Consider the following 21,770-nt stretch of genomic DNA (forward strand, 5'->3'; position numbering starts at 1 on the left):
TATCTATTTTTGCTATGATAACATCACGAGAAGTCTTTCGACTATGGATAGAAAGAGGTAGGCATCTATGCCAAAAGAAGATATTTTAATTATTGCTGTTAAACGTCCAGATGATACTGATGAAAAATTTCAAACATCTGTAAATGAATTAATTTCACTATCCAAAACTGCTGGAGGTACAGTGAGAAAGGTAATTACACAAAATCGCTCACGAATACATCCAGCTTTTTATATCGGCACTGGAAAATTAAAGGAAATAAAATTAGAAATCGTTTCATTGGGTATTGATTTGGTCATTTCCAATGACGAACTTTCGGCAGGGCAATTACGTAATTTAGAAAATGATTTAGGAATTCGGGTAATTGATAGAAGTCAACTTATTTTAGACATTTTTGCAAGTAGAGCAAAAACAAAAGAAGGGAAACTACAGGTAGAGCTTGCTCAATTAGAATATAATTTGCCAAGACTAAGAGGACGGGGAATAGAATTGTCTCGACTTGGAGGTGGAATTGGTACAAGAGGCCCAGGTGAAACAAAGCTCGAAACAGAGCAGCGTTATATAAGGCAGAGAATCGATGATATTAAAAGAAGATTAAAAACAGCTGTACAGCAGCGTGAACTATATCGGAAAAGACGAAAGCAAAATGATGTTTTTCAGATAGCAATTGTTGGATATACAAATGCAGGAAAATCAACCTTATTTAATCGATTAACAGATAGTGGTTCATTAGGAGAAGATAAGTTGTTTGCGACTCTTGATCCCCTTACAAGGCAAATTTTGCTTCCATCTGGATTGAAGGTTTTAATAACTGATACCGTTGGATTTATTCAAGATTTGCCAACAACATTAATTGCAGCATTTAGATCTACATTAGAAGAAGTAACTGAAGCTGATTTTATTTTGCATGTTATTGATGGTTCCCATCCAAATATGGAAAGCCAACAAGATACAGTTCTTGAACATTTAAAGGAATTAACTGCCGACACGATTCCAACACTTACAGTTTATAATAAAAAAGATTTATTAAAAGAAGAATTAATACCGATGCACCATCCTTCTTGTAAAATTAGTGCATTAGATAAAAAAGATCTTCAAATGCTTCTATTAAAGATTGAAGAAGTACTTAAACAAATCTGGGAACCATTCACAATTGTTTTAGAGCCAGATCAAGGAAATATTCTTTTTCAACTGACACATGAAGCAATTATTGAAGAGAAGCATTTTGATCCAGAACATAATCATTATGTGATTTCTGGTTTTTTACGTAAAAATCATCCATTAAACAGATTTAAAGGAGAAAGAGATAAATGATAGACAAAATGATACAACAGGCAGAAACAGATATTCACACTGAACATCAAAAAATAAATGAAATAGTAGAGAAAAATCAAAAACGTGTCCTAGAAGCCTTTCGTAATAATCGGGTGAGTGATAACCATTTCCAATCAACCAGTGGCTATGGATATAATGATATGGGGCGGGAAGTATTAGATCAGGTCTATGCTGATGTTTTTGGTGCAGAAGCTGCAATTGTTAGACCTCATTTTGTTTCTGGCACACATACTATTTCCACCGCCTTATTTGGACTTTTACGCCCAGGTGACGAATTGTTATATATTACTGGTAAACCATATGATACGTTAGAGGGTGTTATTGGTAGGGGTGATACTTCTTTTTCTGGTTCGTTAAAAGAATTTGGGATTCATTACAATGAAGTTCCCTTACAAAAAAATGGAACCATTAATTATGATGGAATTAAAAGTGCCATTCATGATAAAACAAAAGTAATAGGTATTCAACGATCAAAAGGATATGATCATCGCCCGTCTTTTTTCGTGCAAGAAATAAAAGAAATGACTGATTTTGTAAAGACAATCAATCCTGAACTAATAGTTTTCGTTGATAATTGTTATGGAGAATTTGCTGAAGAAATAGAACCTACACATGTAGGTGTTGATATTATGGCAGGATCATTAATTAAAAACCCTGGTGGTGGTATTGTTCGAGCAGGAGGTTATATTGTCGGTAAAGAAAACTTGATAGAAAAATGTGCCAACCGTTTGACAGCACCGGGATTAGGAGGAGAAATGGGTGCTACCTTTAATATGTTACAAGAAATGTTTCAAGGTTTTTTCCTTGCTCCACATATTGTAGGGGAGGCATTAAAAGGAGCAATATTCACATCACGTTTCTTAGAGTTAATGGGATTTGCCACAACTCCTTCCTATCAAGTAAAACGTACAGATTTGATCCAATCTGTTACTTTTGAAACAAGCGAGCAAATGATTAAATTTTGCCAAATGATTCAGAAGAATTCTCCAGTAGATGCTTATGTTTTACCAGTTCCAAGCGAAATGCCAGGATATGAGGATGAAGTGATTATGGCTGCAGGATCATTTATTCAAGGGTCAAGTATCGAATTATCTGCAGATGGTCCAATTCGAGAACCTTATACAGTATATGTACAGGGTGGCCTTACATATACACATGTTAAAATTGCTATCACAGAATCAGTTAGAAGCATGTTAGAGGAAGGATTACTGAATATATCCTCCAATTCATAAAGTAAAATACTATATAAAAATAAGCCCTATTTACCACTAAGTATCTTTAAAAATAAGTAGATAAATAAAAATCTTACTTATTTTTAAAGATTAGAAGCTTTGGTAAAATAGGGCTGTTTTTATTTCTAGAGTAATTCTTATTGTATTTTTCGATATAACCCAATCACTTTTCCTAAGATGGTAACATTATCATAGATTAATGGCTCCATTGTAGCATTTTCTGGTTGTAGGCGAATATAGTTCTTTTCTTTATAGAACCTTTTTACAGTTGCTTCATTATCATCTGTCATTGCTACTACAATTTCCCCATTTAATGCAGTATGTTGTTGTTTTACAATCACTTTATCTCCATCTAGTATTCCAGCTTCTATCATACTATCTCCATCAATGATGAGGACAAATAATTTATCATCTGGATTTGTTGAAGAGTTTGGAATTGGAATAAATTCTTCAATATTCTCTATAGCGGTAATAGGAATCCCGGCTGTAACTTTACCAATTACAGGGGCATAGCGTGCTTCATCCTTTGGAATATCATTCTCTTCAGATTGGTCTAGTATCTCTATGGCACGGGGTTTTGTTGGGTCTCTTCGTATGTATCCTTTCCCTTCTAACCGGGAGAGGTGACCATGAACGGTTGAACTCGATGCTAGGCCGACAGCTTCCGCAATCTCACGAACAGATGGTGGATAACCTTTTGTTTGTACTTCGTGCTTTATAAAATCTAAAATTGCCGCCTGTCTTTTAGATAATTTAGTCATTATGTATTCACCTCACACATAGGATTGATTAATGATAGTTTACCATTTATACATAATTAAAGCAAACATTCGTTCTAATTTTAGTTGACAAGAACTTATGTTCTGTTATACTTAAATACGAACATTCGTTCTTATGTTGAAAGGAGCTGAGAAGTATGTTTGGTAAATTATTCCGAACAGATATGATCTATGTTATAGTTTTTATAATGTCATTAATCTTTTTATATTTTTCTTTAATAACTTCTTAAACTTTTTTCTAGGAGATTTTTAAATGAAAGCTATTATATATTGTCGTGTTAGTACGAAAAAGAAAACACAGGAAACATCCTTAAAACGTCAACAAACTGAATTAAGACAACTTGCAAACCGATACAATATGGATATTATTGATGTAGTAACAGAGCAGGCAAGTGGGTATGAAATAGAGAGAGAAGGTATATTTAAAGTTCTAGAATCATTTGCAAATAAAGAAGCAGATTGCTTACTCATACAAGATGAAACAAGACTAGGAAGAGGAAATACAAAGATAGCTTTATTTCATCAATTATCAAAATTGAATATTACAATTTATACAGCAATCCATGATGGAAAACTAGAAATATCAGAAGCAGATTCCATGGTTATGCAAATTGTTGGTATTGTAGAGGAATATCAGCGTAAAATACATAATGCTAAAATAAAAAGGGGTATGAAAAAAGCAATCAGTAGTGGGTTTGATCCAACAAAAAACTTATCTAATCGAACAAAATCGCCGGGCCGTGAACGTAAATCATTCCCGATTGAAGAAGTTATTAACCTTCGTAATAAGAATTTAACTTTTGAGGAAATAGCATATACATTAAAAGGATTAGGTTATGATGTCTCAAAAGCAACAGTACATCGGAGGTATCAAGAATACCAAAATACTTGATTGGTTATTCATATATGTCTATGATAAAAAAGCAAGGACAGTCTAATGTTCTTGCTTTTTATTATATTTTTGTTTATTCAAACACTGTAGTAAATTAGTGAAGTCAATTAGTGAGGGAGGATTATAATGCTAACGAAAGAAAAGTTAAATAGGATTAATCAATTAGCAAGAAAGGCAAAAATAGATGGATTGACAGACGAAGAAAAGAAAGAACAAAAACAATTGAGAGAAGAATATCTTCAAAATATACGTAAATCCTTTAAGAATCAGTTCAAAACAATGACCGTAGTTGATCCTGAAGGAAAAGATGTGACCCCTAAAAAGGTTCGTGATTTACAAGAGAGAAATAAGAAACATTAACAAGCTCTAATAATGAAACAATGAATTTACTTGTGAAGCTAGCCATTTCATTATAAGATAAAAGTATAATTATAAATCTGATATAAATAAAAGGAAGGGGCTTGTATATGGTGACTAATATTGAAAAGCTTTCTGTAAATTCTTTGCGAACATTAGCAATTGATGCCATTGAAAATGCAAACTCAGGTCATCCAGGTTTACCGATGGGTGCTGCGCCAATGGCATATGTACTATGGACGGAGTTTATGAATCATAATCCTAAAAACTCTAAATGGTTTAATCGGGATCGATTTGTTTTATCTGCTGGGCATGGGTCTATGCTTTTATATGGTTTATTACATTTATCTGGCTACAATGTATCCATGGATGATTTAAAAAACTTTCGAAAATGGGGCTCTAATACCCCAGGTCATCCTGAGGTATTAGATACAGATGGAGTGGAAGCAACGACTGGACCTTTAGGACAAGGTATTGCAATGTCTGTTGGAATGGCGATGGCTGAAGCTCATTTGGCTGATAAATATAATAAAGATGATTTATCTATTATAGATCACTATACATACGCACTTGTTAGTGATGGGGATTTAATGGAAGGAATTTCACATGAAGCTGCATCACTAGCAGGCCATTTAAAGCTAAACAAATTAATAGCCCTATATGATTCTAATGATATCTCTCTAGATGGTGATTTAAATCAAGCATTTTCAGAAAATACACAAAAGCGCTTCGAAGCATATGGATGGCAAGTTTTACGAGTTGAAGATGGAAATGATTTAGAAGAAATAAAAGATGCTCTTCAAAAAGCAAAAAATAACAAAGAACAACCTACATTAATTGAAGTAAAAACAGTCATCGGTTATGGTTCCCCTAATAAATCAGCATCATCTGCATCACATGGAGCTCCATTAGGAACAGATGAGGTGAAATTAACAAAAGAATATTATGAATGGGATCACGAACCATTTTGTGTCCCTGAAGAAGTATATACTGATTTCAAAGAGAAAATTATGGATCATGGACAACAAGCAGAAAAAGAATGGGAACATCTATTTTCTCAATATGAAACAAATTATCCACAAGAAGCAGAACAATTAAAACTAGCTATTAATGGAAAGCTACCAGAGAACTGGGAAAAACAATTATCAACATTTGAGCCTAATGAGGATACACTAGCAACTCGAGCATCTTCTGGGAAAATATTAAATGAAATAGCAGAACATATCCCATATTTTATAGGTGGAAGTGCTGACTTAGCAAGTTCTAATAAGACCATGATTGAAAATGAAAGTGATTTCTCCACTCAAAATTATGCAGGTAGAAATATATGGTTTGGTGTAAGAGAACATGCGATGGGCGCAGCATTAAATGGTATGGCTCTTCATGGTGGTGTAAGAGTATATGGAGGGACATTCTTTGTTTTCAGTGACTATTTACGTCCAGCCATCCGTATGTCAGCCATTATGCATACACCTGTTACTTACGTATTTACACATGATTCCATAGCTGTTGGTGAAGATGGACCAACACATGAACCAATTGAACAACTAGCATCTTTACGAGCAATGCCAAATCTATCTGTAATTAGACCTGCAGATGGTAATGAAACACAGGCTGCTTGGAGGCTAGCTTTAGAATCAACAACTCAACCAACCGTGTTAGTACTTACAAGGCAAAATCTACCAACATTGGATGGCACAAAAGAAAAGGCATATGAAGGAGTAAAACGTGGCGCATACGTTATTTCGAAGGCAGGAAAAGATATCCCAGATGCTTTATTACTTGCTACAGGGTCGGAAGTGCAATTAGCAATTAAGGCACAAAAGAAATTAAAAAGTAAAGATATCGATGTATCTGTTGTAAGTATGCCTTCATGGGATCGTTTCGACAAGCAAGAAAAAGCATATAAAAACGAAATCCTTCCTGAAAATGTTACACATCGTGTTGCAATTGAAATGGGCTCTCCATTAGGATGGGAAAAATATACTGGCAATGAAGGAATTATTATGGGAATTAATACATTTGGAGCATCAGCTAATGGTGAAAAAGTAATGGAAGAATATGGTTTTACAGTCGATAATGTAGTTAGTAAGGTTGAAAAGTTAGTGAAACAGTAAATAAAGACAATTATCAAAACAAAATCATACATTTACATTCGACAAAACTAGTTGTTCTTTGCAACAGGAATTGACAGTTTAATCCTCCTCTATCTTGTATACTAGAAAACAAATATAGAGGAGGAGATTATTATGAAAGTCTACTATATTTATTGGATTCAAGAGAAAATAGCACAGCATTTTTACTATAAGAATGATCTTTTATATCGTTTTATTAAAACATATCATAAATATCAAGAACGTGAAGACTTAGCATTACAGTTTCAATATATTACAAAAAAAATTCCAATTACCTTATTTTTATCGCATCTAAGCACAAATCAAAAAGAGGATACGTATATCAATATTCAGAACAACCAAATTAAAATTGGCACAGCATCTACATATATTACTTTACATAATTATGAAAAATATATAGAATTTCAGTGTCAGACATTAGAAGATGCTGAATATCTATTGTTTCCGATTTTGCGATTATTTTATCCTTATTTTTTTATCGTAGGTATAAATCATAATAATTTTGGGTGGGTATCTTCAGCTACTTCTAAATATAGGAAAAAAAATATAAATGAAGTATTGTATTCCCAGTATTAATCAACTATACTGTACTAGGGACAACACGAAGGAGGAAATCTTTAAATGAGTTGGTATTGGGTTGTATTATTAGTAATTGCAGCATTAGTTGCTGGTGTTGCTCTCGGATTTTTTATTGCAAAAAGATATATGATGAAATATTTGAAAGAAAATCCACCAATCAATGAGCAAATGCTACGTACATTAATGATGCAGATGGGGCAAAAACCATCGCAGAAGAAAATCAATCAAATGATGCGTGCGATGAACAGTCAAATGGACAAATAACGCTTTTAAAATCCTTTTACAATTTGTTGTAAAAGGATTTTTCACGTAAAGAGTCACTCATTTGTCAGAATCATACGCTAGGTATTTCTCATGCTTTTTGGTAAAATGAGGACAACAATCCCTTAGGAGTGAAACAATGATGTCAGAAATAAATATTTTTATTGCATTTGGAGCAGGGTTCTTATCTTTTATTTCGCCTTGCGTACTACCACTATATCCCGCTTTCTTATCTTATATTACTGGAATGAGTGTGTCTGAACTTAGAGACGACAATAAAATGCTTAATAAAAAAAGCTTATTACATACAGTGTTCTTTTTACTAGGATTTTCAAGTATTTTTATCATGCTTGGGTTTGCAACATCTGCCATTTCTGAGTTTTTATTAACATATCAAGATTTAATTAGGCAAATTGGTGCAATTCTTATCGTGTTTTTTGGTTTAGTTATTGTTGGAATTTTTAATTTTGAATTTCTGATGAAAGATAAAAAGATAACTTTTAAAAATAGACCTGCTGGTTTTGTTGGTTCATTTATTATAGGGATGGCTTTCTCTTTAGGTTGGACTCCATGTACAGGACCTATTTTGGCAATTGTTCTTTCACTAGCAGCATCAGAACCACAATTAGGAATGATTATGATGATTAGTTATGTATTAGGATTTTCTTTGCCATTCCTTATTCTTTCATTCTTTATTGGTAAAATGAAATGGATCAGGAATCACAGTCAATTATTCGTGAAAATCGGCGGCTATATTATGATTTTTATGGGGGTTGCTTTATTTTTTGACTGGATGACGAAATTAACGTCATATTTATCAAGCTTATTTGGATTTTCAGGATTTTGATACATTTTAAAATAGAAGAATCTATGGTAAACTATATGTTATATTATGGGTTTTATGAAGAGAGAGGAACGTTTTAATATTATGTATAAGCCAAACAATCTCATTTTGCGTACGACAACTTCATTAATTTCATTTATTTTGCTAGGCTTTGCTATTTATTTATTATTAGCAGGTCATAATTCTCCAGGTGGTGGTTTTGTTGGTGGTTTAGTCACTTCAGCATCCATTATCCTTCTGTATATGGCCTACGGGAAAAATAGTGTTGATGAAATTTTACCAATTAATTATCGATTACTTATACCAATTGGTTTAGTAATAGCTATTCTGACTGGTGCTGGTTCATTTCTTTTTGGAGTTCCTTTTTTAACACACACATTTGGAACAGTTGAGCTTCCGCTATATGGTGAAATTGAGTTAGCGACGGCTATGTTATTTGATTTAGGTGTGTATTTTACAGTATTAGGATCGACTATTACCATTATTCTGAGTATAGCAAATGACAAAAAAATAGTTGACTAAATGTCTTTTGTAAATGGAGGAAACAAATATAATGGCAAGGGTCTTAATCGTTGATGATGCGAAATTTATTCGTATGACACTAAAAAACATATTAAAAAAACATGATTACGATATTGTTGGAGAAGCCAAGAATGGTGTTGAGGCAGTTAGATTGTATGAAGAATATCAACCAGACCTTGTTCTAATGGATATTACAATGCCTTTAATGAATGGTGTTGAAGCAACAAAGCAAATTATGAAACAAAATAAACAAGCTAAAATTATTATTTGTTCAGCAATGGGCCAACATAAGGTTATTGTTAGTGCAATTGAAGCTGGTGCACTGGACTTTATTATAAAGCCTTTTGATGAGAATCGTGTATTAGAAACACTTCACCACGTATTATAGAGAGACGTTGTATTGAAGAGAGTGGATTATATGTTTTGGGTTATTGCAAGTTCTATAGTTGCTTTATTTATGGCAACAACAATGATTTTTGTTCGTTTAAAAGCCTCCAAGGAGCCTGCTTCTGTAAAAAAGATTATTTTACCGCCTATCTTTATGAGTACTGGGGCATTGATGTTTATTTTCCCTGTATTTCGGGTGCAATGGTCACAGGTTATTGAAGCATTATGTGTCGGAGTCGTCTTTTCTTTTCTTTTAATTAAGACTTCAAAATTTGAGATAAAAGATAATGCTATCTTTTTAATTCCATCAAAAGCATTTGTTTTTATTTTATTTGGATTATTAGCTGTCCGTGTTGGGGCGAAAACTTATTTAGGAAGTAAAATATCATTAGGTGAAACAAGTGGTATGTTCTTTTTATTAGCATTTGGGATGATAGCTTCTTGGAGAATAGCAATGCTTATTAAGTTTAAAAAACTAGAAAAAAAACTATATACAACAACACACCAACGTTACATTTCTGACTAAGATTTTGAAATGTACATAAAAAGGCGCCTTCATAAGGAAAGGCGCCTTTTTATGTGTTTGATTTGTTTTTATAACGGTCCTGCCAGTTTTCCTCATAGTCGGCCTTCGAGGCCTGAAATAACGGCTCGTATGGGGAGGTATCGATATGTTTCTCTGCTAGTTTTTTTCGTAAAAAACGATGATCTCGTTTTGGGGTAGCAATAATATACCCCTCGATAACATTATCTCGTGAAATTTTTTGTTTGTTTTGCTTTAAAGCAATTTCACCAATTTTACTCGCGATTTTATGTCTAGCTACATCCCTAAACAATTCAGGAACAGGAGATACTAGATCTTCGAGAAAGTCTTTTTCCTCTTGTTTCCACATATGTTTTGTTTTATCCATATAATAAATTTCCCAATCCATATCGGATTTACCATCCTGTTTCGGAAGCTGTTTCAGAAATTTACGAAACATAAAAAATCCACCAATAGCCATCGTACCAATCATTAAAAAACCCCAAAAAATGATGAAATAATCCATTAATACTGACATTTTATCACCCTCTTAATTGACAAAAAATACCTAATATCCATAATATTTATTAATTTGTGTTTATTTATTATGTTATTTGTAGTATATTACTATTAATAACTGTTTAAAAATGGAAACACATATATATTGTAATGAGTAATTCTATTATAATTGGATACAAGTAGATAAACAAGTACATACAATTAAATCGAAAGGGGGTATGATGATGAAAAAAGAAAAATTATTTACTCATCCAGAAAAAAATGTAGTTACGGATGAGAATCTTTCGTTGAATAATATCCCATTTAATGAAGTAATTAAAGACTGGATTAAAGATTATACGAATGATATTATCTCCATTTGGGATAAAAGCGGAAAACTTCTATACATATCAAATGCCGTGCAAAGGATTTTAGGATATCATCCTTCTGATATAGTCAACTGGTCTTGGAGGAAATTTTTAAACAAAGAAGATGCGAATATTATTTTAAAAAATATAATGAATCCAAACAATAAAGAATATCAAATTGAATCTCAAATCCCCCAATTAAATGGCCACTATATATGGTGTCATGTAACAATTATAAAACATCGAGATACACAAACAAAAAAAGAATATTATATTGGTTTTATCAAAGATATATCAGCTAAAAAAGAAGTTCAAAGGTTAATTAGTTATTCAGAAAAAATGTCTATTGCTGGTAAATTAGCGACTGGAATCGCACACGAAATACGGAATCCTTTAACTTCTTTAAAAGGGTTTCTTCAGTTACTTCAATCAGGAGTTAAAGAAAAAGATGTATATTTTGATATTATGGTTGAAGAAATCAAGAAAATGGAAGCAATTACATCAGAATTACTTTATATATCAAAGCCAATATCAAATAATATACAAAAAGAGGAAAGTATCATTACCATGCTTTTAGAAGTAATTGAATTATTAAGACCAGAAGCAAAATTAAAAAATATTATAATTGAGTTGGATACAGAGAAGGCCGAAAATATTCATATAAAAGGTAATAAATCTGAAATAAAACAAGTTTTTATTAATATAATTAAAAATGCCATTGAAGCAATGGATAATCAAGGAACTATCCACATTATTGTAAGCGTTATCTGTGATGAAGTGAGAATAGATGTTATTGACGAAGGTATTGGAATAGATGATGACCAAATTCAACGACTGGAAGAAGCTTTCTTTACAACAAAAGAAAATGGAACTGGATTAGGCTTAGTAATTTGTAAAGAAATAATAACGCGCCATCAGGGTACAATTACCTATTTCCAAAACAAGGATAAAGGAAGTACATTTAGAATAATACTTCCATTGTTAAAACGATAGATTATAAGGTATTATTATATTTTCATTTATACAATAAGATATATAAGATAAACTTATCATTATAAATAAGTTTTTAATATAGGTATCTAAACATGAATCATTTGTTTTATGTGCTAGTTTCATTTAATATATTAATAGGGGATGATAGCTAACACATAGTTAAGTTTCCTTGGGGTAAAAAATAGAAGGAACAAGATTTTCGTATTCATGCGTATTCATATGGTAGAAAATCTATTCTTTCTCTTTTTATGTAGTTTCATTTTATCGTAAGAGAGGGGTAAAAGTTAAATGACGAAAATTGATGCAAAAAAACAATTTGAGTTAAATGGTAAAAAGTATAATTATTACCAACTCAAAGCACTTGAAGATGCGAATATTGGTAATGTTTCGCGTTTACCTTATTCCATTCGTGTTCTTTTAGAATCGTTACTAAGACAGTATGATGGACATGTAATTAGTGATGAACATGTTGAAGGTTTGGCAAAATGGGGTACTAAAGATGGAAAAGGTGTTGACGTTCCATTCAAACCATCCCGTGTTATTTTACAAGACTTTACTGGTGTTCCAGCTGTTGTTGATTTAGCTTCATTACGTAAAGCAATGGTTGATATGGGTGGAAAGCCAGATAGTATTAACCCAGAAGTACCAGTAGATCTTGTTATTGACCACTCTGTACAAGTTGATGAATATGGTACACCAAATGCTTTACAAGCAAATATGGAATTAGAATTTGAACGAAATGCTGAGCGCTATGAATTTTTACATTGGGCACAAAAGGCATTTAAAAACTATCGTGCAGTTCCACCAGCAACAGGAATTGTGCACCAAGTTAACTTAGAATACCTTGCTAATGTTGTACATGGCGTTGAAAATGAAGCAGGCGAATATGATGCATTCCCAGATACACTAGTTGGAACAGACTCACATACAACTATGATTAATGGTTTAGGTGTACTTGGATGGGGTGTTGGTGGAATTGAAGCTGAAGCAGGAATGCTTGGTCAGCCATCTTATTTCCCTCAACCTGAAGTTATTGGTGTTAAATTTACTGGGAGCTTTCCACAAGGTACAACTGCAACAGACCTTGCTTTAAAAGTAACTCAAGTATTACGTGAACAAAATGTTGTCGGTAAATTTGTTGAATATTTTGGACCGGCTTTAAAAGATATGCCACTAGCAGACCGTGCTACTATTTCCAATATGGCACCTGAATATGGAGCTACTTGTGGTTTCTTCCCTGTAGATGAAGAAGTATTAAGCTATCTTCGTTTAACTGGACGTAGTGAAGAACAAATTGAATTAGTTGAAACATATTGTAAAGCAAACAACTTATGGTACTCAGCAGATCAAGTAGATCCTGAATACACAGAAGTAGTTGAAATTAACTTATCTGACTTGGAACCAAACCTATCTGGACCAAAACGTCCACAGGATTTAATTCCACTATCACAAATGCAAAGTGAATTCAAGAAGGCAGTTACAGCACCACAAGGTAACCAAGGACTTGGATTAGATAAATCAGAATTTGATAAAAAGGTAACCATTAACCATCTAAATGGTAAACAATCTCAAATGGAAACTGGTGCTGTAGCAATTGCAGCGATTACTTCTTGTACAAACACATCTAACCCATATGTTATGCTTGGTGCTGGTTTACTAGCGAAAAATGCTGTCGAAAAGGGGCTTGAAGTGCCAGAGTTTGTAAAAACTTCCCTAGCTCCAGGATCTAAAGTAGTTACTCGTTATTTAGAAGATGCTGGACTAACAGAATATCTAAACAAACTTGGCTTTAATACAGTTGGATATGGATGTACTACATGTATTGGTAACTCCGGTCCATTGCGTCCAGAAATTGAAGAAGCAGTTGCAGAAAATGACTTAACTGTAACATCTGTGTTATCAGGTAACCGTAACTTTGAAGGACGTATTCACCCACAAGTAAAAGCTAATTATTTAGCTTCACCACCTCTAGTTGTAGCATATGCTCTAGCTGGTACGGTAGATATTGACCTAACAAATGATGCTTTAGGTACAAATGCTGATGGCGAAGAAGTTTATCTAAAGGACATTTGGCCAACCATGCAAGATATTAAATCAGCAGTAGAATCTGTTGTTGTACCAGAAATCTTCCGTAAAGAATATGAAACAGTATTCGAAAATAATGAAAAATGGAATGCAATTCAAACAACAGATGAACCATTATTTGAATGGGATAGTGAATCAACATATATTCAAAACCCACCATTCTTTGAAGGACTAACAAAAGAGCCTGGTAAAATTGAACCTTTAAATGAACTACGTGTACTTGGTAAATTTGGTGACTCTGTAACAACTGACCATATTTCACCAGCAGGAGCAATCGCAAAAGATATGCCAGCTGGTAAGTATTTGCAGGATAAAAATGTATCACCTCGTAACTTTAACTCATATGGTTCACGTCGTGGTAACCACGAGGTAATGATGCGTGGTACATTTGCGAATATTCGTATTCGAAATCAAATTGCTCCTGGTACAGAAGGTGGCTACACAACATATTGGCCAACAGAAGAAGTAATGCCTATATATGATGCGGCAATGAAATACCAAGAGAACGAAACAGGTCTTGTTGTAGTTGCTGGTAAAGATTATGGAATGGGTTCTTCTCGTGACTGGGCTGCAAAAGGTACAGACTTATTAGGCGTTAAAACGGTTATTGCTGAGAGCTATGAGCGTATTCACCGTTCCAACCTAGTAATGATGGGTGTTCTCCCACTTCAATTTGAAAATGGCCAAAATGCAGACAAACTTGGTTTAACTGGTAAAGAAACATTTAACGTTGAAATTGACGAAAATGTTAAACCACATGACCTCGTAAATGTTACGGCAGTAGACGAAAATGGAAAGAAAACAGAATTCAAAGCAGTTGTTCGTTTCGACAGTGATGTTGAAATGGATTACTACCGTCATGGTGGTATTTTACAAATGGTACTTAGAAATAAACTTCACGGATAATAATCGAAACTCCTACATCTTTATGGTGTAGGAGTTTTTACTATTTAAGACAAATTTTTGAACAATATTGAAATCACTTTACTCTATGCCCTAACAAACATACAATAATAGATAGGTATTATTATTTTTAAGGAGCATAGATCATGAATAAACGCATAATAGGGGTATCATTAATTGTTGTTTTAATCGGCATATTCTTATACTCTACATTTAATAAACCAAATGATGAAAAAAATCAGGTTGCACAACAAACGGATAACGGTGGAGTCATTATGTCTGAAGAGGCAGGTGGCATAGCTGTAGGAGAAGTTGCTCCTGATTTCGAACTAGAAAACCTAGATGGGGAAAAGGTAAAACTATCTGATTTAAAAGGTAAAAAGGTGATTTTAAATTTCTGGGCATCTTGGTGTCCACCATGTAAAAAAGAAATGCCTGAGATGCAAACGTTCTATGAAAAACATCATAAAGATATTGAAATTTTAGCAGTTAATACATCAGAGAAAAGCCCAAAAAATGCGCAACAATTTATTGAAGAAAACGGATTCACCTTTCCTATTCTCTTTGATAAAGACTCTGAAATCGGAGGAGAAACATATAAGGCTATTGCATTACCTACTACATACTTTATTGGAACAGACGGTGTTATCCAACAAGAAAGAAAAATCGGTCCAATGACGTATGAATATATGGTTGAAATGATGAACTCATTAGAATAAAACAAAAATAAAAGCATTTTCCGTTGTTTGCACGGAATGATGCTTTTTTATTTTATTGCAGATTAACTGACTGTAAGTCTCCTTCTTCAATAATTCGCGGGAATCAAAAATTATTAGTGGGCGATGAAAGAATTCCTGTTGATTGAAGTTTCACTTTATAACAGTATATCCTTCACATATATGGAAAAAATAAGGGGGATAATAATAAGATAGGAGGAATTTTATGAGTGATAATATGTATAGAAATCAGCCAAAACCAGATGATCGTAGTGATAATGTAGAAAAGTTGCAAAATATGGTTCAGGATACAATTCAAAATATCCATGCATCTGAAGAAACACTTGAAAACTTAACTGGTGAACAACGTGAACAAATAATCGCCAAAAACAAACGCAGAAAAGCTGCAATAGAAGGTATGCGTGAAGAAATAAAAGACGAACATACACATGACGAGCAGCAATAAAGAAAACCACCCTCATATGAGGGTGGTTTTCATCAAATAATATCTTTTTAATAGTGGTAACGAATATCATAAAAAATCATTCTTCATCCCAACATTTTCGTAGATTAACTAGCTATAAGCCAATTCAATAGTAACTTGGGGATTCCATCATCAGGTAAAACGTGTTAGGTCATATATTTGTAGTGCTTACAATCAGTGCGAGATGAAATCCCAACTGATTAAAGTTTCACTTTATGATAAACTAGAAATAATTGGGATTGAGGAGGGTTTCTATGATAAAAACAAAGACACCAATCGAGGTAAGATACCAGGAAACAGATCAAATGGGAGTTGTTTATCATGCGAATTATCTTGTTTGGTTTGAAATTGGCCGGACAAAGTTTATCGAAACATTAGGATTTCATTATGCAGATATGGAAAAACAAGATTTCCTTTCTCCAGTTACTGATGTAACTATTTCCTATAAAAAACCGGTACGATATGGGGAAAAGGCAATTGTTGAAACTTGGCTTGATCACTATGATGGTTTACGAACGGTATACGCATACCAGATTTTAAAAGAAAATGGTGAAATTGCAGTAACTGGTAAAACACAACACGTCATTGTGAAAAAGGAAACATTCCGACCATTTCCAGTAAAAAAAGCCTTTCCAGATTGGCATGAAGCATATGTAAATGCATTGAACAAAGAAAGAAATAACTAAGATGTTTGTTTGGTAAGTTAATTAAACAAAAAGCAGGCGAAAATGACGCCTGCTTTTCATTTAGTCTATTATTAATTTGGTTGATAAGTGAAAACTGGTTCGTTTAGCTTAGTGTCGAAATCAACAAGTAAATCAACACCATCGAAATACCATTTATCACTTTCTTCTATAAAAAATGTAATTCCATTTACCTTAACAGAAGTATGGATATATTCTGGACTCTCTTGTTTAATTCCTAAAGAAAATCCAGGTATATGTCCTTTTCCACCATATCTTACAAAATATCGTAGGAAACTACTGTTTTCCATATCTAATTCTTCTTTATACCATTTAGCTGCCATATTATTTACTTGAATGTTCATGTGGAACAACTCCTTTGGTGCTAGATCTTTTCTTTTCTTTTTCTGGAACAAAATCTACTCCTCCAGGGTGAAACGGGTGGCATTTACTAATTCTTTTTATTGCTAAGAATCCACCTTTTATCGCTCCAAATCGCTTAATTGCTTCTAAGCTATAGGATGAACAAGATGGATAGAATCGACAGGTAGGAGGTTTTAATGGACTAATTACTTTTTGATATATTTCGATTAACTTAATGAGTAGGTATTTCATGACCCCACTTCCTTAAGTTTATCAAAACTTAAGGAAGCTATTGCATCGTGCATGTGAATGGATTCTTCATTTCGACAAGTTACTTTAAATGCACGAATAAAGTCCATTTCATATAAATCAGCAGCCACTAGTCGGACAACATCTTCTACAAAACGCGGGTTTTCATATGCTTGTTCGGTAACCATTTTTTCATCTGGACGTTTCAAAACAGGATGTAGTCTTGCACTTGCATTACTTTCTGCAGCTTCCAATAGTTCCAGCTTCCAATCCATTTCTCCTTCATCATAGTGCTCCATGAACTGAACATCCATCGTTACATGTCCTCTTTGATTATGCGCACTATACTCACTTATTTCTTTTGAACATGGACATAATGTAGTAATGGATGCCGTTAGAGAAGCAGAAATAGAAAAACCATTTGTTTTATGATATGTAGTTGTCATTTCTATATCAGCATGATTTAGACCAGGTAAATTGGATTGAGGGCCACGTCTTTCAAAAAACCACGGAAATCCTACCGATATGGTTGCATCTTCTTGTTTTAAACGAGAAGCTAATTCTTTTGTAAATGTTTTTAATGTCGTAAAATCTGCAATGAAACCTTTTTTATGATAGTTGTTTAATTGTTCCATGAATCGACTCATATTTGTACCTTTACTTGTTTGTTTGATAGCAGAAGTAAAAGTGAAATTTGCGATTGTTGTTTGTTCATTTGGATGTGTTTTGCTTATAACTGTTACAGGATGTTTCACACGATCAATTCCTACTTGATCTAATTTAAATAAAAAGTCTTTTTGTACATTTTGTAAGTCTTTCATGTCACATTTATTAACGGGCTTGGTTTTGGGCCCAGGGCTTACAGAACCAAATAATTTTAACCGTTCCTGTTTACTTGGTAACTGTTTTAAATGATTGTTGAACTTGAATTTATCCATTCCAAGGTCCCTTTCTATTTTAAATAATAAGTCAATGTAAGTATACTGAAAAGATGATGTTTATTCAAACAAACTATATCAAAGTATTAAAACAGTGTTTTTCTACATCCAAGTAATCTTGGGTTCGGTTTTATTCTTAATTCTAGTAATATTTTCACGATGCCTATAAAAAACAAATATCGTTAATAATGATGTTACAATTATTAAACCGACATCCTTCATAATAATCGTAACAATAATCGTTATAATACCCGTAATCATTGATGAAAGGGATACATATTTAGATAGATAAAGTGTAATGAAAAATGATGATACCATGATAATAAAGAGAATTGGATTAATACCTAATATAATTCCACCTGAGGTTGCAACTGCTTTTCCGCCTTTAAATTTTGCAAATAAAGGATATGTATGGCCTAAAACTGCGAAGATACCAACCAGTAATCGGTAAACATCAGCATCAAATAATAAAGGAAGCAGAGTAGCAATTGTTCCTTTTAAAATATCTGCAACCATAACTAGGATGCCGGCTTTAATACCTAACACCCGAAATGTATTCGTAGCCCCCATGTTTCCGCTTCCATGATTACGAATGTCTATATTATAGCCTAACTTACCCACAATAATAGCAGATGGAATGGAACCTAATAAATATGCCAAAAAGCAAAAAATAACATATTCCATAAAATATTCCTACTTTCATAAAAATATTACATTAAATATAATGATTATGCTTATTTTACCATGAAAAGAGCTAGAAAATAAACATCATTTTCCTTTTTAAAGAAATACTCCTTTTTGAAGAACGATTTCTAATAGTGGAATTCTTCTTTTCATCTTTCTTACACGTAATGAAATCATATGGTAACATAGTGTATAGAAACTATAAAAATGGGGAGGTATTATATATATGTCATGGCAGAATCCATCCAATAATGAAATAAGAGAAATGTTAAAACAAGCTAAGACAATTGCTGTTGTTGGTTTATCAAATAAACCTGAACGTACATCCTACCAAATTGCAAAAGCAATGCAGGATGCCGGCTACCGTATTATTCCAGTTAACCCTGCAGTTGATAAAGTTTTAGGTGAAAAAGCTTATGCTTCCTTAGCAGAGATTGATGTGAAAATTGATATTATTAATGTATTTAGAAGATCAGAATTTTTACCGGAAATAGCAAAAGATGCTATAAAGACGAATAGTAAAGTGTTTTGGGCACAACAGGGTGTTGTAAATGAAGATGCCTATCATTATTTAAAAGAACATGATTTTACTGTTATCATGGATATGTGTATTAAGGTTGCTCATGCTGTATTGGTGAAATAAGAAACTCATTCATAAGATTTATTTCATTCTTAAATATAGTAAAGATTCCTCGATGTCATTAGATTTAACAGTTCGAAAGTTTGAAGATATGACTGGATAGTCCTAAAATAATTGGGCGTTAAATAAATATTTTCTATAGGAAAGGATGGCAAATTGTCATCCTTTTTCTTTACAAAAACCTTCGAATTATATACTTCATCTATAAATTGAAAAATATTTATAGTATACTAAAACATGCTTATACATGAGTTTATCATTAGTAAAGCATTTTACATTAACAAACGTTTGTTCTATTATGATGATTGGTATGTATTTTTAGCTAGTGTTTGAAAGGGGTCGAACAGAATTGAAAAAAGCACCATTAAACTATTCTGATGAATCTATCCAAGTTTTAGAAGGTTTAGATGCAGTCCGTAAAAGGCCTGGTATGTATGTAGGAAGTACAGATACAAGGGGATTACATCACCTTGTTTTTGAAATTGTAGATAATGCGGTTGATGAGGCATTAGCGGGTTTCGGTGATGTCATTCAAGTTACTATACATAAAGATAATAGTGTATCTATTGAAGACCAAGGTAGAGGGATTCCAGCTGGGATGCATCGCTCAGGGAAGCCAACACTGGAAGTAATATTCACCGTGTTACATGCTGGTGGGAAATTCGGTCAAGGTGGATATAAAACAAGTGGTGGGTTACATGGAGTCGGAGCCTCCGTAGTAAATGCTTTATCCGAGTGGATGGAGGTTACAACATGCCGTGAGGGCGTCAGCTATTTTCAACGGTTTGAAAATGGTGGTAAACCAGTTGCTCCTCCAGAAAATAAAGGAAGTACTCGAAAGAAAGGGACAACCATTCATTTTAAGCCAGATTCATCGATATTTTCTGCAACCACTTTTCATGCGGAAACCATTACAGAAAGATTGAGAGAAGCAGCATTTTTATTAAAAGGGTTAAAAATCCATTTTTCTGATTTACGCACTGATGAAAAGGAAATCTTCCACTATCCAGATGGAATTAACGCCTTTGTTGAATATTTAAATGAAGGAAAAGATGTTCTTCATGAAGTGATTTCTTTTGAAGGTAAACATGAAGAAATTGAAACTGAATTTGCCTTTCAATTTAATGACGGTTATGTAGAGAATATGCTTTCATTTGTAAACCATGTCCGAACAAAAGATGGTGGAACACATGAATCAGGAGCACGTGCTGCCATAACAAGAAGTTTCAATGACCATGCAAGGAAATTAGGTATATTAAAAGAAAAAGATAAAAACTTAGAAGGTACAGATATTCGTGAGGGATTAACAGCAATCGTATCTGTGAGAATTCCGGAAGAAAAATTGCAATTCGAAGGGCAGACGAAAGGGAAATTAGGAACATCTGAGGCAAGATCTGCAGTAGATGCAATTGTTTCAGAGCAATTATCCTTTTTTCTGGAAGAAAACCCAACAATATCTCAATTACTAATTAAAAAGGCAGCAAAAGCCCGTGAAGCCAGAGAAGCAGCACGTAAAGCAAGGGAAGATGCGCGAACTGGCAAAAAGCGAAAAAGAAGAGATAGTCTTTTAAGTGGAAAATTAACACCTGCACAATCAAGAAATCCAAATAGAAATGAGCTTTACCTTGTGGAGGGAGATTCAGCAGGTGGATCTGCAAAACAAGGTAGGGATCGTAAGTTTCAGGCGATTTTGCCACTTCGAGGAAAAGTAGTTAATACAGAGAAAGCAAAACTAGAAGATATTTTTAAAAATGAGGAAATTTCAACGATTATCCATACAATAGGAGCTGGTGTCGGTAGCGATTTTGAATTGGATGATGTGCAATATGATAAGGTTATTATCATGACAGATGCAGATACAGATGGGGCACATATTCAAGTTTTATTATTAACCTTTTTTTACCGGTATATGCGACCATTGATGGAAAATGGTCAAGTATATATCGCCTTACCACCACTTTATAAAATTGCAAAGGGAAAAGGAAAAAAAGAAGAGATAATTTATGCCTGGGATGAAGCTGGTCTAGATGATGCCGTAAAAAAATTCAAAAATGGCTACTCTATTCAGCGCTACAAAGGTCTTGGGGAAATGAATGCAGAACAATTATGGGAAACAACGATGAACCCTGAATCAAGAACATTAATCCGTGTAACGATTGATGATTTAGCTCGTGCAGAAAGAAGAGTAACAACATTAATGGGGAATAAAGTGGCACCAAGACGGAAATGGATTGAAAATAATGTTGAATTTGGGTTAGAAGATGATGAAAGTATTTTAGAAAATGAAAATATCCATACGTGATCGCGAAGAAATATTTTAGG

24 protein-coding genes are annotated in these 21,770 nt (G+C 33.4%); 18 read left to right on the forward strand and 6 right to left on the reverse strand.

Annotated features, from left to right (window positions below; translation table 11 throughout):
• The first annotated feature begins 67 nt into the window (after positions 1–67).
• Positions 68–1,312 carry a GTPase HflX gene (gene hflX / locus FHP05_RS01730; protein ID WP_147665483.1) on the forward strand — a complete coding sequence of 415 codons (1,245 nt, stop codon included), beginning with the start codon at positions 68–70 and terminating at the stop codon, positions 1,310–1,312.
• Positions 1,309–2,565 (forward strand): methionine gamma-lyase family protein, encoded by a 1,257-nt coding sequence (locus FHP05_RS01735; RefSeq protein ID WP_147665485.1) that lies wholly within the window; start codon positions 1,309–1,311, stop codon positions 2,563–2,565. Before hflX ends, FHP05_RS01735 begins: the two co-directional genes overlap by 4 nt.
• A gap of 137 nt (positions 2,566–2,702) precedes the next feature.
• Here the strand turns inward: FHP05_RS01735 and lexA are convergent, their stop codons facing one another.
• Positions 2,703–3,326, reverse strand: a complete 624-nt coding sequence (gene lexA / locus FHP05_RS01740) for a transcriptional repressor LexA (RefSeq protein ID WP_147665486.1) — start codon at positions 3,324–3,326, stop codon at positions 2,703–2,705.
• Between the two features lie 271 nt (positions 3,327–3,597).
• Between lexA and FHP05_RS01745 the strand changes: the two genes are divergently transcribed.
• The 9 genes from FHP05_RS01745 (at position 3,598) to FHP05_RS01785 (ending at position 9,847) form a co-directional block, all read left to right on the forward strand.
• Entirely contained in the window at positions 3,598–4,236 is a 639-nt protein-coding gene (locus FHP05_RS01745) for a YneB family resolvase-like protein (RefSeq protein WP_147665488.1), read from the forward strand.
• 126 nt (positions 4,237–4,362) lie between these two features.
• Positions 4,363–4,596, forward strand: a complete 234-nt coding sequence (locus tag FHP05_RS01750; protein WP_147665489.1) for a DUF896 domain-containing protein — start codon at positions 4,363–4,365, stop codon at positions 4,594–4,596.
• 107 nt (positions 4,597–4,703) lie between these two features.
• On the forward strand, positions 4,704–6,710 hold the full coding sequence (tkt, locus tag FHP05_RS01755; RefSeq protein WP_147665491.1) for a transketolase: 2,007 nt from the start codon (positions 4,704–4,706) through the stop codon (positions 6,708–6,710).
• 132 nt (positions 6,711–6,842) lie between these two features.
• A complete protein-coding gene (gene sirA, locus FHP05_RS01760) occupies positions 6,843–7,304 on the forward strand; it encodes a sporulation inhibitor of replication protein SirA (protein WP_147665492.1) in 462 nt (153 codons plus the stop codon).
• Between the two features lie 45 nt (positions 7,305–7,349).
• Positions 7,350–7,571, forward strand: coding sequence for a YneF family protein (locus FHP05_RS01765; RefSeq protein ID WP_147665494.1), 222 nt, complete (start codon positions 7,350–7,352; stop codon positions 7,569–7,571).
• A 139-nt stretch (positions 7,572–7,710) separates the two neighbouring features.
• Entirely contained in the window at positions 7,711–8,415 is a 705-nt protein-coding gene (locus FHP05_RS01770) for a cytochrome c biogenesis CcdA family protein (protein ID WP_147665495.1), read from the forward strand.
• 81 nt (positions 8,416–8,496) lie between these two features.
• Positions 8,497–8,934, forward strand: a complete 438-nt coding sequence (locus tag FHP05_RS01775; RefSeq protein ID WP_147665497.1) for a Na(+)/H(+) antiporter subunit B — start codon at positions 8,497–8,499, stop codon at positions 8,932–8,934.
• Between the two features lie 31 nt (positions 8,935–8,965).
• On the forward strand, positions 8,966–9,322 hold the full coding sequence (locus FHP05_RS01780) for a response regulator (RefSeq protein ID WP_147665499.1): 357 nt from the start codon (positions 8,966–8,968) through the stop codon (positions 9,320–9,322).
• 30 nt (positions 9,323–9,352) lie between these two features.
• Positions 9,353–9,847: a CcdC family protein gene (locus FHP05_RS01785; RefSeq protein WP_147665501.1), complete on the forward strand. Its 495-nt coding sequence runs from the start codon at positions 9,353–9,355 to the stop codon at positions 9,845–9,847.
• Positions 9,848–9,896: 49 nt separating this feature from the next.
• On the opposite strand, the gene FHP05_RS01790 is transcribed toward FHP05_RS01785, so the two are convergent.
• Entirely contained in the window at positions 9,897–10,382 is a 486-nt protein-coding gene (locus FHP05_RS01790; RefSeq protein ID WP_147665503.1) for a DUF2621 family protein, read from the reverse strand.
• Between the two features lie 205 nt (positions 10,383–10,587).
• Here FHP05_RS01790 and FHP05_RS01795 point away from each other — a divergent pair, with 205 nt between their 5' ends.
• The 5 genes from FHP05_RS01795 to FHP05_RS01815 all read left to right on the forward strand — a co-directional run bounded on the left by FHP05_RS01795 (position 10,588) and on the right by FHP05_RS01815 (position 16,577).
• On the forward strand, positions 10,588–11,703 hold the full coding sequence (locus FHP05_RS01795) for a PAS domain-containing sensor histidine kinase (protein WP_191126198.1): 1,116 nt from the start codon (positions 10,588–10,590) through the stop codon (positions 11,701–11,703).
• Positions 11,704–11,991: 288 nt separating this feature from the next.
• Positions 11,992–14,694, forward strand: a complete 2,703-nt coding sequence (gene acnA, locus FHP05_RS01800; protein WP_147665507.1) for an aconitate hydratase AcnA — start codon at positions 11,992–11,994, stop codon at positions 14,692–14,694.
• Positions 14,695–14,837: 143 nt separating this feature from the next.
• Entirely contained in the window at positions 14,838–15,410 is a 573-nt protein-coding gene (locus tag FHP05_RS01805) for a peroxiredoxin family protein (protein WP_147665508.1), read from the forward strand.
• A 223-nt stretch (positions 15,411–15,633) separates the two neighbouring features.
• The gene (gene tlp / locus FHP05_RS01810) at positions 15,634–15,873 is read left to right on the forward strand and encodes a small acid-soluble spore protein Tlp (protein WP_230973903.1); all 240 of its coding nucleotides are present in this window, start codon (positions 15,634–15,636) and stop codon (positions 15,871–15,873) included.
• Between the two features lie 272 nt (positions 15,874–16,145).
• Positions 16,146–16,577, forward strand: coding sequence for an acyl-CoA thioesterase (locus FHP05_RS01815; RefSeq protein WP_147665510.1), 432 nt, complete (start codon positions 16,146–16,148; stop codon positions 16,575–16,577).
• Between the two features lie 71 nt (positions 16,578–16,648).
• Here the strand turns inward: FHP05_RS01815 and FHP05_RS01820 are convergent, their stop codons facing one another.
• The 4 genes from FHP05_RS01820 to plsY form a co-directional block, all read right to left on the reverse strand.
• Positions 16,649–16,939 carry a HesB/YadR/YfhF family protein gene (locus tag FHP05_RS01820; protein WP_147665511.1) on the reverse strand — a complete coding sequence of 97 codons (291 nt, stop codon included), beginning with the start codon at positions 16,937–16,939 and terminating at the stop codon, positions 16,649–16,651.
• The gene (gene yidD / locus FHP05_RS01825; RefSeq protein WP_147665513.1) at positions 16,920–17,189 is read right to left on the reverse strand and encodes a membrane protein insertion efficiency factor YidD; all 270 of its coding nucleotides are present in this window, start codon (positions 17,187–17,189) and stop codon (positions 16,920–16,922) included. Before yidD ends, FHP05_RS01820 begins: the two co-directional genes overlap by 20 nt.
• The gene (gene folE2 / locus FHP05_RS01830; RefSeq protein WP_147665515.1) at positions 17,186–18,124 is read right to left on the reverse strand and encodes a GTP cyclohydrolase FolE2; all 939 of its coding nucleotides are present in this window, start codon (positions 18,122–18,124) and stop codon (positions 17,186–17,188) included. Before folE2 ends, yidD begins: the two co-directional genes overlap by 4 nt.
• A 102-nt stretch (positions 18,125–18,226) precedes the next feature.
• Complete coding sequence (gene plsY, locus FHP05_RS01835) at positions 18,227–18,808, reverse strand: glycerol-3-phosphate 1-O-acyltransferase PlsY (RefSeq protein ID WP_147665517.1); 582 nt, start codon at positions 18,806–18,808, stop codon at positions 18,227–18,229.
• 226 nt (positions 18,809–19,034) lie between these two features.
• Here plsY and FHP05_RS01840 point away from each other — a divergent pair, with 226 nt between their 5' ends.
• Complete coding sequence (locus FHP05_RS01840) at positions 19,035–19,451, forward strand: CoA-binding protein (protein WP_147665519.1); 417 nt, start codon at positions 19,035–19,037, stop codon at positions 19,449–19,451.
• Between the two features lie 346 nt (positions 19,452–19,797).
• The gene (gene parE, locus FHP05_RS01845; protein WP_147665521.1) at positions 19,798–21,750 is read left to right on the forward strand and encodes a DNA topoisomerase IV subunit B; all 1,953 of its coding nucleotides are present in this window, start codon (positions 19,798–19,800) and stop codon (positions 21,748–21,750) included.
• Positions 21,751–21,770: the final 20 nt, after the last annotated feature.

The organism is Cerasibacillus terrae, from assembly GCF_008039555.1.
Taxonomy (GTDB): Bacteria; Bacillota; Bacilli; order Bacillales; family Amphibacillaceae; genus Cerasibacillus; species Cerasibacillus terrae.

Coding starts and splice junctions, on each gene's coding strand:
- FHP05_RS01745 (WP_147665488.1), top strand. CDS start 3,598: ATGAAAGCTATTATATATTGTCGTGTTAGTACGAAAAAGAAAACACAG.
- acnA (WP_147665507.1), top strand. CDS start 11,992: ATGACGAAAATTGATGCAAAAAAACAATTTGAGTTAAATGGTAAAAAG.
- lexA (WP_147665486.1), bottom strand. CDS start 3,326: ATGACTAAATTATCTAAAAGACAGGCGGCAATTTTAGATTTTATAAAG.
- sirA (WP_147665492.1), top strand. CDS start 6,843: ATGAAAGTCTACTATATTTATTGGATTCAAGAGAAAATAGCACAGCAT.
- FHP05_RS01790 (WP_147665503.1), bottom strand. CDS start 10,382: ATGTCAGTATTAATGGATTATTTCATCATTTTTTGGGGTTTTTTAATG.
- FHP05_RS01805 (WP_147665508.1), top strand. CDS start 14,838: ATGAATAAACGCATAATAGGGGTATCATTAATTGTTGTTTTAATCGGC.
- FHP05_RS01780 (WP_147665499.1), top strand. CDS start 8,966: ATGGCAAGGGTCTTAATCGTTGATGATGCGAAATTTATTCGTATGACA.
- FHP05_RS01750 (WP_147665489.1), top strand. CDS start 4,363: ATGCTAACGAAAGAAAAGTTAAATAGGATTAATCAATTAGCAAGAAAG.
- FHP05_RS01785 (WP_147665501.1), top strand. CDS start 9,353: ATGTTTTGGGTTATTGCAAGTTCTATAGTTGCTTTATTTATGGCAACA.
- FHP05_RS01795 (WP_191126198.1), top strand. CDS start 10,588: ATGAAAAAAGAAAAATTATTTACTCATCCAGAAAAAAATGTAGTTACG.
- FHP05_RS01735 (WP_147665485.1), top strand. CDS start 1,309: ATGATAGACAAAATGATACAACAGGCAGAAACAGATATTCACACTGAA.
- plsY (WP_147665517.1), bottom strand. CDS start 18,808: ATGGAATATGTTATTTTTTGCTTTTTGGCATATTTATTAGGTTCCATT.
- FHP05_RS01840 (WP_147665519.1), top strand. CDS start 19,035: ATGTCATGGCAGAATCCATCCAATAATGAAATAAGAGAAATGTTAAAA.
- hflX (WP_147665483.1), top strand. CDS start 68: ATGCCAAAAGAAGATATTTTAATTATTGCTGTTAAACGTCCAGATGAT.
- folE2 (WP_147665515.1), bottom strand. CDS start 18,124: ATGGATAAATTCAAGTTCAACAATCATTTAAAACAGTTACCAAGTAAA.
- FHP05_RS01820 (WP_147665511.1), bottom strand. CDS start 16,939: ATGAACATTCAAGTAAATAATATGGCAGCTAAATGGTATAAAGAAGAA.
- FHP05_RS01775 (WP_147665497.1), top strand. CDS start 8,497: ATGTATAAGCCAAACAATCTCATTTTGCGTACGACAACTTCATTAATT.
- tlp (WP_230973903.1), top strand. CDS start 15,634: ATGAGTGATAATATGTATAGAAATCAGCCAAAACCAGATGATCGTAGT.
- FHP05_RS01765 (WP_147665494.1), top strand. CDS start 7,350: ATGAGTTGGTATTGGGTTGTATTATTAGTAATTGCAGCATTAGTTGCT.
- FHP05_RS01815 (WP_147665510.1), top strand. CDS start 16,146: ATGATAAAAACAAAGACACCAATCGAGGTAAGATACCAGGAAACAGAT.
- tkt (WP_147665491.1), top strand. CDS start 4,704: ATGGTGACTAATATTGAAAAGCTTTCTGTAAATTCTTTGCGAACATTA.
- FHP05_RS01770 (WP_147665495.1), top strand. CDS start 7,711: ATGTCAGAAATAAATATTTTTATTGCATTTGGAGCAGGGTTCTTATCT.
- yidD (WP_147665513.1), bottom strand. CDS start 17,189: ATGAAATACCTACTCATTAAGTTAATCGAAATATATCAAAAAGTAATT.